Below are 13,472 nucleotides of genomic sequence, written 5' to 3'. Positions count from 1 at the left end.
CGGCCCAGTGGTCAATGCGCGGCCGCAGGGCCTGCAGTGGTCTGGGACCGCGGCCAGCCTGTGAACTGCTAGTAGGCGTCGGCGGCGAGGGCCTGGACGCTGCCGAGAGCCTCCTCCGGAATACTGCAAGCACGGGGCAGGCCGGGCGGATCGGGCAGGTCCAGTCCGCGATCAGCCGCCGCGTGACGGGCCCGCTCAGCGCGGATCGCATACCTGGCACAGATGGCCTGGGTCCGATGCCGGTCCTGGTCTCGGCGCGCACGGATGGTTCGGCCGCCAAAAAACGGCCGCACCTCGGCGAGTTCGTCGCTGACCTTCACGACGCGGTCGACGACCGCGATGCGGGCGGTGCGCCCGGCGGCATTCTCGAACGCGGCCCGGAATCCGCTGTCCTCTTCGGACAGTCGTAGCGCGCTGCCTCACGATTCCTGACGTTCGGCACGAGGCGTGTCCTTTCGACAGGGGCAAGTGCTGAATCGGGGCGACACTGGTCGGCGCGGACGGGGGACGCGCCGACCCGTGCCTGTCTCCGTTCAGCGGACCGGACGGGCGAACGCGCGGCTGCGGGCCGGATTCGGCAACTCCGACAAGTCAACGGGACGAAGTCCGCGATCGTTCTGCAAACAGTAAACCCACCCGCCCGCCTCGTTGCTGTGCTGCTCGTACACTCCGTCCGGGGATCGCCGGTAGGGCTCATCGCTGCCATCGCAGAGATAGAACGTGTAACCGTTGGACATCTGGATTCCTTTCGTTGGCGCAGCACGTCGAAACCGCTGCGGAGTTTCTCGGCAGGAGGGTGTGGTTCTGGCTGAGTTCCTCGTCCGCGTGACAGAGCACGTCGAGTTCCAGGACCGGGTCGATGCCAAGCAGGACGCCCGGGACGCGATGGGATTACGCGGTGCTGTCAGGGGCTGCGCACGGAAACAAGCTCAGCGCGTAAGACCTCGGTGTTTCCCGTGCGGGACAGCCGCAGAGCCCTCGTTGCCTCGGCGGCAGCGCGGACCGCGCTGACCGGTTGTGTGCCGTATCTGATGCTCAGGTACCGGGTACAGCAGGTGCCCGCGCGGTACTGGTCAGCCGCTGCCGACGTCCCCGCGGTCAGCGCCCCGCGCCGGAAACAGCTCGTCGCAGGCAAGGTCGGAGTTCATGATCTCAGCGGCCTCGGCCGACGCAGCGGCCAGGAAATCGGCGACCGGCTCGACGTCGAACTCGAACTGCGCCGATCCGGACGGGGAGGAGATCTCCATCTGCAGCGTGTCCTGGCTGATCCGAGTCAGGCGCACGTCGCCGTCGCCGACCGGGGTCGGGCTAGCGAGACCGTCGAACAACAGCTCCCGCCCGAACATCCACGGCACCTCACCGCGGCGGCCGTTCCGGAACGCGAACGTCACCGCGAACGGGTCTTTCGGATCGAATGTCAGCCGCACGCGAACCGGGACGTCGACTGTGCCGGTCTTGTGCGCTGCCAATGTCGTTTCCTCTTTCATCGGCACTCTCCTGCCTCGTGATGATCACGCGGGTTCGACTCGTGTCTTTCGGTCCGGGCCGGTTCTGATGCGTCGGCTCGGTCTGCGCTTGCGAATCTGGCGTCGCCGTCGTCCAAGACGCCATCGCCCCGCCGCATCCGTGCGCTTGCCGGAGGCAGGGGTGATCGCTTGTTGCCGGGGATCCGGGCACGACCCGGAGTCCAGATTCCGGGATTCCCCCGGCTCGGTGCAGTGACGTCGGTTCCGGCCGGGCTCCCGCCTCGGCTCGACTTCCCAGTCGGAACGTTTACTGACTCTCGCAGCAATGTCGGATGCTCCGCTGCCGTTCGACACAGGATCTATCTGACCTGGTCCGGCCGGTAGCGGTTGCCGGTCCCGCCGTTGTCCCAATACGGTTCCGGGTCGCCGTCGAATCGCGGCTCGAGAATCGCGCCCTGTCCGTCGTCGGTTTCGTATATCGTGATCTGTTCGTCGTTGTCGGGATTTGTGTAGATCCAGCTCATGCGGGTGTCCTTTCGGCGGGTCGACTTCTCGGCGCGTCGGGATGCCAGACTGATCACGCGAGTTCGGCCAGGCTGGCTCAGGCCAGAGGCACTATTCAGACTCGGCTCCGGCAGGAATCTCCCGCTCACCGGTGCCGTCCCACAGTGATGCAGCGCTGGTTCGCGTCGCGCATCACGGCGGCGTCCTCGGATGTGTCCGCCCACCATATTGGTAACGACCGGGAATACTTGTTTCCGCCTGTGGCACCGCAGCGACCAGTTCAGCTCCTTGTACATCTCGGCCTTGTACGGATTGGTGAACGGGGTGCCGTTGTCCGACGACTCCGGCCCTGCCGTGCGGCCCGGTGTATCCGGAATTCGCAACTGGCCAGCACCATGCCTGCCGCTATTGAGGCTGCGGCAACTCCGGAGGTCCTGAGCGCGCGCATGGTCAGCTCCTCTTCTGTGGATCCGATTCAGCCGTGGTCACTGGCCCTCATGGCTTCCCTTGCGGAACGGCGGGCGGCTGCGATCTGGGCGTTCTGCTCGGTGACGGTGCGATGCAATTCGGCGACGGCAGATTGCGGGGTGTTCGGCGGGTCCGGACGCTCGGCGCTGGCCGGTCGCGATGTTTCCTGTGTCATTCAACGGGTTTCTCTCCGGCACTGGCGTGCAATGGCAGCTTTCGTGGCATGGTCCGGTTTCAGAGCATCTCCGGCGGCCAGTCCTTTCTCCTGCGGGGGCTGCAAGTTCCAATCGGGAGGCAGCCGGGATCTGAGGCTGGACCTCACAAGGTTGGTGCGCCGCCAGCGTTCTAGGCGGACTGCGACGCAGTGCCCGGTTGGGACTCCCATTGCGCGAGGTCGGCTTCCAGTTCCTCGATCGGAGACGGCAACGATGGCCATTGCACGAGATAGACGGGTTCTTCGCCTTTGGCCGGCTGCTGCGGCTCGGCGACGATCGTCCCGCACTCTCGCGCCGGATTGTCCCGGTCTCCGTCGTTGATGACACACGTGCCCTTTGCGAATTTGGCCATCGGATTACTCCCCTCTTTCCGGGCAGGCCAGTGGCTGCCACAGGCTGTCAGTTTGTTCGGCCTGGTCACCCTTTTCCGCGCCAGGAGCATGGCTTCGCGTGTCCAGGCGCGGGGCTCGTGCTCAACAAGAGCGGGATCGGCGGTCGACGCGGTGTTTCCGCCGGAGAGGCGGGTGCACCCCTGCTATGGATGGTCGACGAGGGGCGGGCGGCACCGCTGGCGGACGCGGTGTCCGCAGGTGGTCGTGGACCTTCCCTGAGGTTCCGTTTCGAGCAGAACACGCCGTGGTGTGCTTCGCCATCGCGGGTCAGTCGATGCGTCGCAGGTCCGCGACGCCTGCCAGGTCGGCGAGTGCCTGAAGGGTATCCGGGGCGACGAACCCGTCTCGTGCAAGCTGGGGCGCGGCGGCGACAATCGTGTTCCAGTGCGCGGTGACGAGCGCGGTTGTCTCTTGCCGAATGTCCTCGGATCGGAGCCGAAGCCGGGAACGCCGATGGACGCTGCGATAGATCCGGCGATCGCCGGCGCACGGGCCGGCCCGGAACTTTCTGCCCTGCTCGTCGCACCACCGGCGCTCGGCAATCTCGCCGGCCAGTACGCACACCAGCCGTCCGCGAACGTAGTCGACGCCGGCGGTGCGCGGGTCCTTGACGCCGTCGATGCTGGTCACCCCGGTTGCGTTTCGACCGGTTCCCCACACCCTGACCCGCGTGACGCGGACCCCGATCCCGGGTCCGATCAAGCTGAACGCCAACAGGTGTGCCATCTCGTGGACGGCGGCCACGCGACGGCGCGGGCACTCAAGAACGCGGGTGTCAGACATTGCGGTACCTCGTTTCTTTCCTGAACGCGTTGTCGGAGCGCTCGCTCGAAGCCGTGCCTGCCCGGCCGAAGCGCATGGGTTCGCGGGTTGCTGGAGCTAGTGGTGCGCGCACCCCAGGCAGGAGAGGCGCCCCGGCTCTGTTCGGCGCGTGGGTCGCGACGCACCTCGTTGCGGGGTGAGCAGGTCGTGCCGCTTGCGTCGTCAGCGCCGCCCGACGAAATTGGCGGCCCAGAGCTCGATGTCCGCGGCGCTGGAGTTCCAGTCGATCCCTGGGGTCGAGGCGAAGGCCTTGTGCACCTCGATCGCAGCTTCGGGGGTCGGAACGGTGAGCGGCAGGACCGGGACGGCGGCGTGGAAACAGATCGCAGCCCACTGGTCGAGGCGGACGCGGATGCTGCGTCCGTCCAGTTCGAGTTTCGGGCCGACCGCGAGTCCGTCCCCGACCGGGATGAGCGGGCGGTCGATCGTGACAGTTCGGCCCTCGACTGTGAAGGTCTGGGGGATGCTGCCGATGCTCCCGCCGCCGAGTTGGGCGTAGCCGTCGAGGCTCCAGGTATTCATGGATCTTCCCTTCGTATTGGACGGAGCTGAGACATCACCGGTGGGCAGGTTCGGACTCGTCGGTGACGGGCTGGTGTTCGAGATGCGCGTCCAGCTGGGCCAGAAGTTCGCGACGGGTGACTGGGGCGGCGACCTCGTGGCCGTCGGCGTCGCAGAGTCGGCCAGGAGCGGCGTGTCAGGAACCTTGACAATGGCGTGAAATCGAGGCGACGGCGACGTGTTCGGCGGGTCGGCCGCCATACGGGAGCGGACTCTAACGTCGGTCCAGGCAGTGACGCAGGGACATTTGTGTGCTGGCAGCTACTTTTCTGGGTCTGATCTGCCTTTCTGGAACAGCCCCGCAGCATGCACGACCGCCGGGCCGCGCCGCCGCCGGGTCCGGACGAAGCGACCGCCGCGTCCTCGGCGGTCCGGGCACTGTCGCGGAAACTCGGCGAGGAACTCGAACTGCGCAGTCGCCTGGCCGCCCACGAACCGGAGCGAGCCGATGGACACGATCACCTCAACAGCGGTCGAGCATGCTCGACAAGGCGGTGCGTTCCGGGACCGTTACCGTCAATCCGTATTCTCGCTTGACTACAGTCCAGTCCGTCGCATACGTGCACCAGAACGACACGAGCGGCGGCTTCCACTCGTCCGGAGCCTTGTCGCTCTTCTGCCGATTCACCGAGCCGGTGACCGCGATCAGCTGCGGACGGACGAGATCGTTCGCGAACTGCTCCCGTTTGGCCTGCGGCCACGCCTTCGCGCCGCTGATCCATGCGTGCGCGAGCGGCACGACATGGTCGATGTCCACATTGGATGCTTTCGGCCAGGTCTCCCCGTCGTAAACGCTGTGCCAGTTCCCGGACACAGGGGCGCATTCCGCGTTCACGCGGACGTTCGTGCCGTCGCGTTTGAGCACTTCCTCGCGGACGTTGCAGGTGCCGCTCACGGTCTTCCAATGTGGAAACTTCTTGTCCCGATCGTAGCCGTCGAGCGTGCCGCGGGGCGCGACCGGCAGCTCGGCGAGCTGTTTGCGGGCCTCGGCCAGCGGTACGTTCGGCGCGGTGCCGATCGTTTGGCCGGCCTGTTTTCCCTCGCCTGCCGGAGATCCTCCGCCGGCCCCACTCGGCAGGTTGCATCCGGCGAGCAGTGCGACGGCCGCCACGCCGGCGAGTATCCACGCAACGGTCTTCCTGGCACACCAGGTCTGCGTCGGCAATGTGGTCATCCTAATCGGTAGTAGGGGTTGGTTCTTTCTGGTGGTTCGTTGTCGCCGGACCTGGTCAGCGATCCGGCCCGGCTTTCCGGTCGGGCTTCGTGCGTGCGGCCGGCGACATGGGAGAGGCGAGCCGTCCGACGGTGCGTCGGGCGGCTCGGCGCACCGTCGGAGTGGCTAGGCCCGGTCGTGAAGGCTCGTGAGCACCGCCACCCGTTCGCGGAGCTGCTCGGGCGTGCGGGTTTCGAGGTCATGCGCCAGCGCGGCAAGTCCGTGTTCGCGTAATGGTTCTGCGAGCCGTTTCACCGCCTCGGCGTCGTCGTTGTGCAATGCCGTGTGCAGTTCTCGGTCGAGGTCGGCCAGCGTGGGCATGAATCTCCTTGGGTATTCGGTCGACCTTGCGTCCGCCGGGTCGATGGGATGGCCGTCGGCGGCATCCCGCTGCGGCTGCTTCGGGGCGGCGGCTTCGGCGGTCCCGGCGACATCGGCGGGCCGGTGCCGTGAGCGGGGCTGCGGGTGCCGCCGAGGGGTTGTGGCAAATCAGTTGCTGCGGGCCGTGGTCCCGGCGTGCAGCGCGTCAGTCAGGCGCGCGGACGCCGGAGGGGCGTCGCGCCGGGTTCAGAAGCGCACGTCGATGCTGACGACGCTGTATCCGGTGCCGTCGGTCTCGCGCTGAATGCGGACCTCTCGGCCGAGGAGGTCGACGTGTTCCGGGACTGTCGAGGCAGCCAGCCGACGGGCGATCTGGCGTCCGGTGGGTCGCCAGTTGATCCCGGCTGCGTTGAGCGCGTCGCACAGCTGGTCGTAGTCCAGGTGCAGCGAGTCCCGCGCCGCCGCAGCGAGGGTCTCGACTCCCCACGCGACGTACTCGGCTTCGGCTTCGGCATGGAGCTGGTCTATGCGCGCCTGCGTGATGCCGTCCGCAGTGGTCTCCATCTTGTCCTCCGGTTTCCGTGAGCGAGCCGCGTCTGCACCGGGTCGGCCGGTGCGGACGGGGGGGTCTCGATGGTCCTGGGGCCGAGGGCGGCGAACCGCTCCCCCGTTGGCGGGTTCGTTGTGCTGCGGCGAAGGCGGCGGCACCGGGGCACGCCCGGTGCCGCCGCGCAGGGTTCCGGTCAACTGCGGTGCTGCCAGATCAGGATGTGGTTCTTCACTCCCCCCCACCGTGATCGCGGCCTCGTCCGCGACGTCCGTCCGGTGATCGAAACGAGTCTCCGGGTTCACCACGAGCAGGCCCTCCTTGGAGAGCCGTTTGATGTGTTCGTCCTGCTCCTCGCGTTCCAGGCCCAGGGCGGCCAGCTCGCGCCGGATGTCGACCATCGAGAGCAGGTCGCGCGGCCCCCTCTCGAGCTTGCCGACGATCGCGATGAAGGCTTTGTCGAAATCGGTGTCGTTCATGCTGATGACGTTGTTCCTTTCGGCGTCCGAAATTGTCGTTGATGGCTGTGGAGTGAGCGGGCGAATCGAAGTCCGGCGGGCCGCGGCGCTTCGAGCCCGTGCGAGCGGGATCCCGATGCGAGCGACCGGGCGCGGTCAGTTCGCCGGCGCGGATCGCTGCGCCTGGTCGTTGCCGCTCTCGTGACGATCCGCGTTCGGCATTGTGCGTTGCTGCTCTGGCGCGGGTCAGGGTGCGGAAGCTGCGTCGACGATGTCGTTGTGGTTCTGGGCCAGCAGCGTGGTGCGGACGCCGGACAACAGCGCCCATCGCGCGTACGAGGCGGTGCCGCCGGGCTGCGGGTCAGGCATGTCCGGCAGCAGTACCGTGTAGACGTCGGTGCTGTCGTCGCAACCCGGGATGTCCCAGGTTCCCAGGTGCTGCAGCACTTGGACCGGGATTCCGATCCCGGTCTCCTCGCGGAACGCGCGAGCCGCGGCCGCGGAGGTGGTTTCGCCGGGGCGGCGGCGGCCCCCGGGGAGTGCGGGACGGCCGTCGTACGGGCGTTGAAGGCGGGTCACCAGCATGACGTGCCGGATCCGGTCGTGGTCGTCGGCGAACGCGACGACGTGTCCGGCACCGGCTTCCTTGCTGACGGTGTTGCCGTTGCTGCTGGGCAAAATACGGATGTCCTTCCGTTTCGGGGATGCCGCGGGGAGCGGCGTCCGTGTTGTGCGCAGGTGTGGGGAAGTCCTGCTGCGGGCTTCGGGCGGCCGGGTTCGGGAGACCTGGTTTCCGCTGTGGCGACGGCCGGTGTTTCTGCAGTAGTGGTCGGGCTTCGGGTCATCGTCGGAGCGCGGTTCGTACAGTGCGCCTTGGCAGTCGCCGGTCTCGCAGACCACGCTGTCGTTGCCTGTCTCGAAATCGGCGCAGACCCAGCTCATGGCTTACGGTGGTCATCGTGCGCTCTCCGGATCGGAGGCGTTCTTGCCCGCTGCGGGCGTCCGAGCGTCCCGGTGTCGCGGCGCGCGGCAGGTTCGGTTCCGTTGTGCATGCGGTACAAGGGTTTCCTCCTTTGCGGCGGGGCCGGTTCGCGGCGCCGCGGGCGTGGTCAGGCCACGCCGGTCGGGCTGGCCGTCGTCCTGGTGGCCGGGGCAGCGGCCGGTGCCGGGCTGTACGTCGAACGCGCAGAGCCCGCTGTCGTCGAACTCGTGCTGGCACAACGGGTCCGGGTCGGGATCTGCCGCGCCGGGCGCGGGGTCGTGATGATCGGGCGCTGTGCGCATCGGAGGTGCTCCTGTCCGGGGCAGCGGGGTTCGGGCCGCGCGCGCCGGCCGGTGTGGCCGGTCTACGCGACCAGGTCGCGGACGTCGTCTCCGGTGAGGCGCCCGCAGCAGAGCAGTTGCTCGGTCACCGCGGTGATCGGTGCCCACCGTTGAGCCACCAGTGCCTGGACGCGACCGATGAGTTCGTCGAGGGTCCAGTCGCAGTGCGGGAGGTAGCGGGCTGCCTCGCGGACGGTGGCGTCGGACCGGAACGCCTTCTCGCGCGCGACAGCGACGGTAATGCCCTCGCGCTCGACGAGCCAGCGGGCTTGGGCTTCCGCCCCGGCGCCCGCCGCGACCGCCAGGCCCTGGACGGCTTCGAGTCCGAACAGGTCCAGCGATCCGTGCCGGACGTCGCGGGTGCGGCTTTCCACGTGCCAGCCGCCGCCGACCCAGGAGCGGCGGTAGCGGATGCTGATGTCGTGCAGCGGCAGGCCGCACACGATGTGCGCGACGCCGCGCCCGGCCTCCTTCACGGCGGACAGCGTTCGTTCGGAAGCGAGCCTCTGCACCACGTCGGGCGGGGGCGTCGTGAGTTGTGCCAAGGATTCTCTCCTTCGTTGTGCCCCGCGACGAGATAGCTGCGGGGCGGTGCGGGGGCGGATTTCCTGGGGTGTCGGGGAATTTGCTGTCCGGCCGCGCGGGAGATGCGCGTTCCGGTGCTCGTCGTCGGCGTGCCTGCCACCGGGTTGGCAGGGGTCAGCGCTGGTGGTCGCGGACGCAGTCGGGGCAGAGCCAGTGCTGTCGGCTCGCGCGGGCCCAGTCGAGAACGCAGGCGTCGGCGGTCAAGGCGTCGCGGGCGCCGTGCAGGGGCGTGTCGTCGTCGACGGTGAGCCAGGCCGGAGAACCGTCCCCGCACAGCGGGGCGGCGCAACGCAGTGTCCAGCCCGGGCTGGCGTCGTCGCGGCGCACGGTGAGGTCCGGGTCCGGCTCGTGGAGGTCCGCTTCCGCGGCGGCGGCCTCGAAAGTCGCGAACGCGTCGCCCGCAGGACGGTCGCTCTGCCAGATCCGCCACGGCGGCGGAGCCGGCAGCCACGAGGTCCGTGCGTAGAACAGCGGCTCAGCCAGGGTCAGTCCCTGCGCGGCCATGAACGCGCCGTGCAGTTCGGTCTGCAGGTCCTTGGCCCGCGGATCGCGCCGCACCTGCTCGGCCGGGCGGTTCCAGTCGAGATCCCGTCCGGCCAGCCACAGCACGGCCTCGCGGGCGTAGGCGTACGGCAGGTCCTGCGTCACTCGGGTGCCGATCCTGGTCCCGTCGGGCCGGTGGATCAGCATCCAGTGCCGGGTGAACGCGTTCCGGCTTCCGCCCACGGCGGGCCCGAACAGCAGGCCCGCGATGCCGGTGGTTTCCCCGTGCATCGGAACCAGGTCCGTGCCGACGGCGAGGTAGTACAGCGTGAGCCGGGGCGCTTCTTCCGCGGCGTTTCCGTCGCGGGGCTTGGTGCACAGCATGGTCATCGTCCTTTCCGGGCAGCGCGCCGCAGCGGCGGCGGGGGCGTTCGCCAGGGCGGCGGGTCGGGGTCGGTGTTGAGGACGAATCCGCCGTCCTCGATCAGGCCGTCGCCGAGACGGCTGACCGTCCAGCGGCCGCGCGGGTCGGCGCTGTGCGGCGCGTAAGGAGCGTCGGCGGCGCGTTGGCCGGGCTTCGGCCGCGGGCCGGGGTTTCCGGTCTGGTCGGGCATGCTGGGCTCCTCGAGGGCGGCGTACCGCTCCGACGTCGAGCCGGGCCAGCAGCACGAGCGCGGAGCGACGCGCGGGGCAGGTCGGTCAACGGCTGCAGCTGCTCCCCTGCCGTGTGCTGGCGACGGCATTGCCTTGGCCTGCGGCGGCTCTGTGTCCGCTGGGATGAGGGAGAGGCGGGAAGGGCCGCGCCGGCGGGTATCGGCGCGGCCCTCGGTCGCGTGCTGTGGCCAACGGCTGCGGCGCTGCCGTCGGCCCGGGCGGGATCCGATCGAGAACTCAGGGCGTCCGGCGCGACTGCTCTTCCCGCTTAGCCTGGTCGAGGCCCTGCTGCAGGATGGCGAGCGAGGCCTGCAGTGCGGTGTTCACGAGCTTGGTTCCCGCGTCGTTGATGGCCTGGCCGGTGGTCTGCTGGCCGGAGTTGTCCTGGTCGTCGGTCTTCTCTGCACTGGGCATGGAGATCCTCTCCGTGAGTGTCGGGGGCGAGTCGATTCGCGTGGGACTGGTGTGACGATGCGGTGTTCGGCGATGCGCGCGGCCGGGCTCGCCGGGACAGTTCTCGACGAGCAAACGCCTGCGGCGGCGCAGGGTTGCGGAAAGCAGTGCGCTGGCTTGGTGTCGTCCGGGCGTGAGCGCAGTTCCGTCGTTCTCCGCTGTGCGGCGCCACGTGTCGTCAGCCGGGTGCGGGGTGCTCCTCGCGGATGCGGCTGCGGATCCGTTGCTTCGGCTGGAACGCCTTGTAGGTTTCGTCGAGGAACACGATCCGCACGAAACTGGCAGGCGTTGTGACGTGCCGGGCGGACGCGATCGGCAGCCACTCGCCGGTCCTGTGGTTGTAGATTTCGTGGGACTCGTTGAGGTCTCGGGCCAGTCGGTCTCCTGTGGAATGTCGGGTCACCGCCGGGTCTCCTGGGGGTCGGTGGCGACGCGCTCGGCGAGAAGGAGCCGGATGCTGTCGATCATTGCCGGGTCGGCTCCCCGTTCCTGCCATTCGTCGAGTTCGGCGCTGACCCGGGAACGGGTCTCGGCGAGCGTCATCTGCGCGGCGTCAGCACGGGCGGTCGCGGTCGTCAGCTGCCGCAGGGCGTAGGAGAGCTCCATCGCCTGGTGCTCGTCTGCGATAGCCGCGCGGAGGGTTGTGTCCGGTTGTTCGCGGGCGTTCTTGTCGAGTCGGACCACGCGCAGTCCGGCTACCTCGTTGTGGTGGTACCGGCGGCCGTCGGGGTTGTACCAGCTGTGGTGGCCGGCGTCGACCTTCACTGCGTAGCGCTCGTCGGCCCCGGATCGGACGGTGCCGATCGGGTCCTCGCGCGGGTCCTGGGCTCCGAGGCCGTCGCTGTTCCGGATTGCCTGCTGCTGTTCGCTCATGGTCGGGGCTCCTCTCGCCGGCCTCGTGCCGGCTGTTGCGGTCCGGCGGCGGGGTTGCGTCGCGGCTGGAGGTGCCGCCGAGAACCCTTGCGGGGTTCGGTATTTTCAGCTGCCGCCGTCCTCTTGGGGTTGCGTCCCGTTCTTCTGGGCTTCCTGCTCGAGGAGCAGCCTGTCGATGATTTCCCCGATTTCCTCGGAGGTGGGAGTGTCGTCCGGGTTGGGCATTGGTGGCTCCGATGTGGTCGTGGGAGGGGACGGCGGCGCGGTGGTGGTCGCGCGGGGCCCGGGTCGCCGGGGCGGGGGCGGAGTTCGCCAGTCCGGCTATGCCGGGCCGTGCGCGTGCTCCCGAAGGAACTCGCGAGCGTGTTCGTTGCGCCGTTCAAGGCCGCCGAACGCCGCAGCGGGTTCGGCGTGGTCGTGGTGAAGGCGCCAGATGCTGACGATGCAGCGGTCTTCGTCGTTGTCGAAAGAAACGTGGGCAGGCGCAGACACGACCGTCGCGCCCGCGGCGGGGTGGCGGGCTGCTGCGCTTGGACGTTGCGGTGTCGCGAAGGCGCAGCGTCTACCGGCCCGGTCCGGGGCCGACAACCGCCGCGACGATCTCGCTGCGGTAGAACAGCACCGGCGCGGGCAGCGGGTCGTCGCCGGCGGCGAGGTGGAAGCGCAGGCTGCTGGCGCGCGGGTCGAGGGTGCCGTGGCTTCGGGTGAAGAACCGCGGTGCGACTCCGCGCAGTTCGGCGAGGAGCGGCAGTTGTTCCCAGGTCGGGTAGAGGTCGCCGGCTTCCCACCGGTCGACGTCGGGTTCGCGGGCTCCGCAGGCTTCGTCGACCGCGGGGCCGCAGAGGCCGCGCGCGTCGAGCGCGGTGGTGATGCTGGCGGGGATGACGCGGCCTTCGCGCCAGGCCTGGTGTGCGGCCTCGAGGTCCGCGGCGTCGCGGGCAGTCGAGGCCGCGCGGCGCGCCCGGATCGCGGCGTCGCGGCGTGCGGCCTGGTCCGAGGTGAGCCGGATCCCGGCTTTACCCCAGCGCGCCATGTTCTGCATCCGTCCGCCGCCGGTGGCGCGCCTGGTTCCCACCGGGTACACCCGGCTGCTGCCCGAAGTGCTTGATCGGCCGGCCGTCGCGGTAAGCATGGTCGCCGACGACGCGGTCGGCGGCGCACGGCACCGCGTCGGGTACGTCGCAGCACGGGCAGTCGTCGGCGTGCCCGGGCGTGGGCGCCGTCGGGCGTCCGTCGGCGATGAGAGCCGCCGCGTAGCCGTCGAGATCGATGATCCCCTCCTCGTCGACGGTGACGAGTGGGGATGCGGCACAGTCGCAGGTTTCGTCGCCGGCGTCGCGCGGCCGGTCCTGCCGCGTCGGCGTGCCGTGCCGCGCGGGCTGTGCAGTGCACATGGATGGTCCTCCTGCTCGGAATGCCTAGTGGCCTTGGGGGAAGTGCTCGGGATGGGCTGCGAGGTGTTCGGCCAGCTGTTTGCCCTTCCCTGCCGAGGGCACGGCCTCTCCTTCGTGCGGATCCTCGAGATGTCCTTCCAGGACCCACCGGTACTCGCCTGGCCTGACGCGGTATTCGCGTCCTGCGATGACGGCGACGCGCCGACCGAACGCGTCGACGATCCAATCCGCGGCCGGGGTGCTCATCGGCGGACCAGCGTCCAGCGGAAACCGCGCCGCCGCTTCGCCGACGACGACATCCGCACCTGCTCGACCCACTCGCCGGCCAGGGCGAGGTGGCCGCCGGGGTCGGGCTCGCCGGGGCGCAACGCGGCGAGCGCCGCCTGGACCGCTTCGCCGGCCGCGTCGCGCATCGACGTGCCCGCGGCGGTGTTGTGGACCCGCACGGCCCAGGTGAGCTGCAGCGTCGAGACTGTGCGGGCCGCCTCGGTCCAGTGCTTCAGGCGGCCGGCGGCCGCGCCTCCCCTGCCGGCCAGTGCCGCGGCCTGGGTCAGCAGCTGCCGGTGCAGCGGCACCAAGTCCCGGGGCGTGCGGACGTCCCATGCCTCGGGCGGCCGTGGTTCGGGGTCGAGCACCGTCGCGGCGAACGAGGGGTCTTCGAATCCGCGGTCGGTGCGCGGGGCATGGGCGGCGATGTCGTTGACATGCATGGCTTTTCTCCGATCCGGTGTCGGGCTGGC

Annotated in this window: 23 protein-coding genes; 2 read left to right on the top strand and 21 right to left on the bottom strand. The window is 69.3% G+C overall.

Features of this window, described 5'->3' with window-relative positions; translation table 11 throughout:
• Nucleotides 1-236: 236 nt before the first annotated feature.
• Nucleotides 237-410, top strand: coding sequence for a hypothetical protein (locus ABZX37_RS10375; RefSeq protein WP_354738030.1), 174 nt, complete (start codon nt 237-239; stop codon nt 408-410).
• A 123-nt stretch (nt 411-533) separates the two neighbouring features.
• Here ABZX37_RS10375 and ABZX37_RS10370 read toward each other — a convergent pair whose 3' ends face one another.
• The 6 genes from ABZX37_RS10370 to ABZX37_RS10345 all read right to left on the bottom strand — a co-directional run bounded on the left by ABZX37_RS10370 (nt 534) and on the right by ABZX37_RS10345 (nt 4,389).
• Nucleotides 534-737 (bottom strand): hypothetical protein, encoded by a 204-nt coding sequence (locus ABZX37_RS10370; RefSeq protein ID WP_354738028.1) that lies wholly within the window; start codon nt 735-737, stop codon nt 534-536.
• Between the two features lie 336 nt (nt 738-1,073).
• On the bottom strand, nt 1,074-1,487 hold the full coding sequence (locus ABZX37_RS10365; protein ID WP_354738026.1) for an SsgA family sporulation/cell division regulator: 414 nt from the start codon (nt 1,485-1,487) through the stop codon (nt 1,074-1,076).
• Nucleotides 1,488-1,825: 338 nt separating this feature from the next.
• Nucleotides 1,826-1,990 (bottom strand): hypothetical protein, encoded by a 165-nt coding sequence (locus ABZX37_RS10360; RefSeq protein WP_354738024.1) that lies wholly within the window; start codon nt 1,988-1,990, stop codon nt 1,826-1,828.
• Nucleotides 1,991-2,783: 793 nt separating this feature from the next.
• On the bottom strand, nt 2,784-3,005 hold the full coding sequence (locus ABZX37_RS10355; protein ID WP_354738022.1) for a hypothetical protein: 222 nt from the start codon (nt 3,003-3,005) through the stop codon (nt 2,784-2,786).
• A gap of 307 nt (nt 3,006-3,312) precedes the next feature.
• On the bottom strand, nt 3,313-3,675 hold the full coding sequence (locus tag ABZX37_RS10350) for a hypothetical protein (protein WP_354738020.1): 363 nt from the start codon (nt 3,673-3,675) through the stop codon (nt 3,313-3,315).
• Nucleotides 3,676-4,029: 354 nt separating this feature from the next.
• On the bottom strand, nt 4,030-4,389 hold the full coding sequence (locus tag ABZX37_RS10345; RefSeq protein ID WP_354738018.1) for a hypothetical protein: 360 nt from the start codon (nt 4,387-4,389) through the stop codon (nt 4,030-4,032).
• A gap of 40 nt (nt 4,390-4,429) precedes the next feature.
• Between ABZX37_RS10345 and ABZX37_RS10340 the strand changes: the two genes are divergently transcribed.
• Complete coding sequence (locus ABZX37_RS10340; protein ID WP_354738016.1) at nt 4,430-4,588, top strand: hypothetical protein; 159 nt, start codon at nt 4,430-4,432, stop codon at nt 4,586-4,588.
• 303 nt (nt 4,589-4,891) lie between these two features.
• On the opposite strand, the gene ABZX37_RS10335 is transcribed toward ABZX37_RS10340, so the two are convergent.
• The 15 genes from ABZX37_RS10335 to ABZX37_RS10265 all read right to left on the bottom strand — a co-directional run bounded on the left by ABZX37_RS10335 (nt 4,892) and on the right by ABZX37_RS10265 (nt 13,442).
• Nucleotides 4,892-5,602 (bottom strand): HNH endonuclease family protein, encoded by a 711-nt coding sequence (locus ABZX37_RS10335; RefSeq protein WP_354738014.1) that lies wholly within the window; start codon nt 5,600-5,602, stop codon nt 4,892-4,894.
• Nucleotides 5,603-5,767: 165 nt separating this feature from the next.
• The gene (locus tag ABZX37_RS10330; RefSeq protein WP_354738012.1) at nt 5,768-5,962 is read right to left on the bottom strand and encodes a hypothetical protein; all 195 of its coding nucleotides are present in this window, start codon (nt 5,960-5,962) and stop codon (nt 5,768-5,770) included.
• 246 nt (nt 5,963-6,208) lie between these two features.
• Nucleotides 6,209-6,988, bottom strand: coding sequence for a hypothetical protein (locus tag ABZX37_RS10325; protein ID WP_354738010.1), 780 nt, complete (start codon nt 6,986-6,988; stop codon nt 6,209-6,211).
• A gap of 225 nt (nt 6,989-7,213) precedes the next feature.
• A complete protein-coding gene (locus ABZX37_RS10320; protein WP_354738008.1) occupies nt 7,214-7,645 on the bottom strand; it encodes an NUDIX domain-containing protein in 432 nt (143 codons plus the stop codon).
• 276 nt (nt 7,646-7,921) lie between these two features.
• Nucleotides 7,922-8,251, bottom strand: a complete 330-nt coding sequence (locus tag ABZX37_RS10315; protein WP_354738007.1) for a hypothetical protein — start codon at nt 8,249-8,251, stop codon at nt 7,922-7,924.
• Between the two features lie 62 nt (nt 8,252-8,313).
• Nucleotides 8,314-8,835, bottom strand: coding sequence for a hypothetical protein (locus ABZX37_RS10310; protein ID WP_354738005.1), 522 nt, complete (start codon nt 8,833-8,835; stop codon nt 8,314-8,316).
• Nucleotides 8,836-8,989: 154 nt separating this feature from the next.
• Nucleotides 8,990-9,742, bottom strand: a complete 753-nt coding sequence (locus ABZX37_RS10305; protein ID WP_354738003.1) for a hypothetical protein — start codon at nt 9,740-9,742, stop codon at nt 8,990-8,992.
• Nucleotides 9,743-9,744: 2 nt separating this feature from the next.
• Complete coding sequence (locus ABZX37_RS10300; RefSeq protein WP_354738001.1) at nt 9,745-9,972, bottom strand: hypothetical protein; 228 nt, start codon at nt 9,970-9,972, stop codon at nt 9,745-9,747.
• A 277-nt stretch (nt 9,973-10,249) separates the two neighbouring features.
• Complete coding sequence (locus ABZX37_RS10295; protein ID WP_354737999.1) at nt 10,250-10,426, bottom strand: hypothetical protein; 177 nt, start codon at nt 10,424-10,426, stop codon at nt 10,250-10,252.
• 217 nt (nt 10,427-10,643) lie between these two features.
• On the bottom strand, nt 10,644-10,868 hold the full coding sequence (locus ABZX37_RS10290) for a hypothetical protein (protein WP_354737997.1): 225 nt from the start codon (nt 10,866-10,868) through the stop codon (nt 10,644-10,646).
• Nucleotides 10,865-11,338, bottom strand: a complete 474-nt coding sequence (locus ABZX37_RS10285; RefSeq protein ID WP_354737995.1) for a hypothetical protein — start codon at nt 11,336-11,338, stop codon at nt 10,865-10,867. Before ABZX37_RS10285 ends, ABZX37_RS10290 begins: the two co-directional genes overlap by 4 nt.
• Before the next feature lie 562 nt (nt 11,339-11,900).
• Nucleotides 11,901-12,371, bottom strand: a complete 471-nt coding sequence (locus ABZX37_RS10280) for a hypothetical protein (protein ID WP_354737994.1) — start codon at nt 12,369-12,371, stop codon at nt 11,901-11,903.
• Nucleotides 12,355-12,732, bottom strand: a complete 378-nt coding sequence (locus ABZX37_RS10275) for a hypothetical protein (protein WP_354737992.1) — start codon at nt 12,730-12,732, stop codon at nt 12,355-12,357. The genes ABZX37_RS10280 and ABZX37_RS10275 overlap by 17 nt, the downstream gene beginning before the upstream one ends.
• Before the next feature lie 24 nt (nt 12,733-12,756).
• A complete protein-coding gene (locus ABZX37_RS10270) occupies nt 12,757-12,978 on the bottom strand; it encodes a hypothetical protein (protein WP_354737990.1) in 222 nt (73 codons plus the stop codon).
• Nucleotides 12,975-13,442: a hypothetical protein gene (locus ABZX37_RS10265; RefSeq protein WP_354737988.1), complete on the bottom strand. Its 468-nt coding sequence runs from the start codon at nt 13,440-13,442 to the stop codon at nt 12,975-12,977. Before ABZX37_RS10265 ends, ABZX37_RS10270 begins: the two co-directional genes overlap by 4 nt.
• Nucleotides 13,443-13,472 lie beyond the last annotated feature (30 nt).

Source organism: Amycolatopsis sp. NPDC004079 (assembly GCF_040610415.1).
Classification (GTDB): Bacteria; Actinomycetota; Actinomycetes; order Mycobacteriales; family Pseudonocardiaceae; genus Amycolatopsis; species Amycolatopsis halotolerans.
Note: the sequence above shows the minus strand (reverse complement) of the source record. Positions and strands in the feature narration are given on the sequence as shown.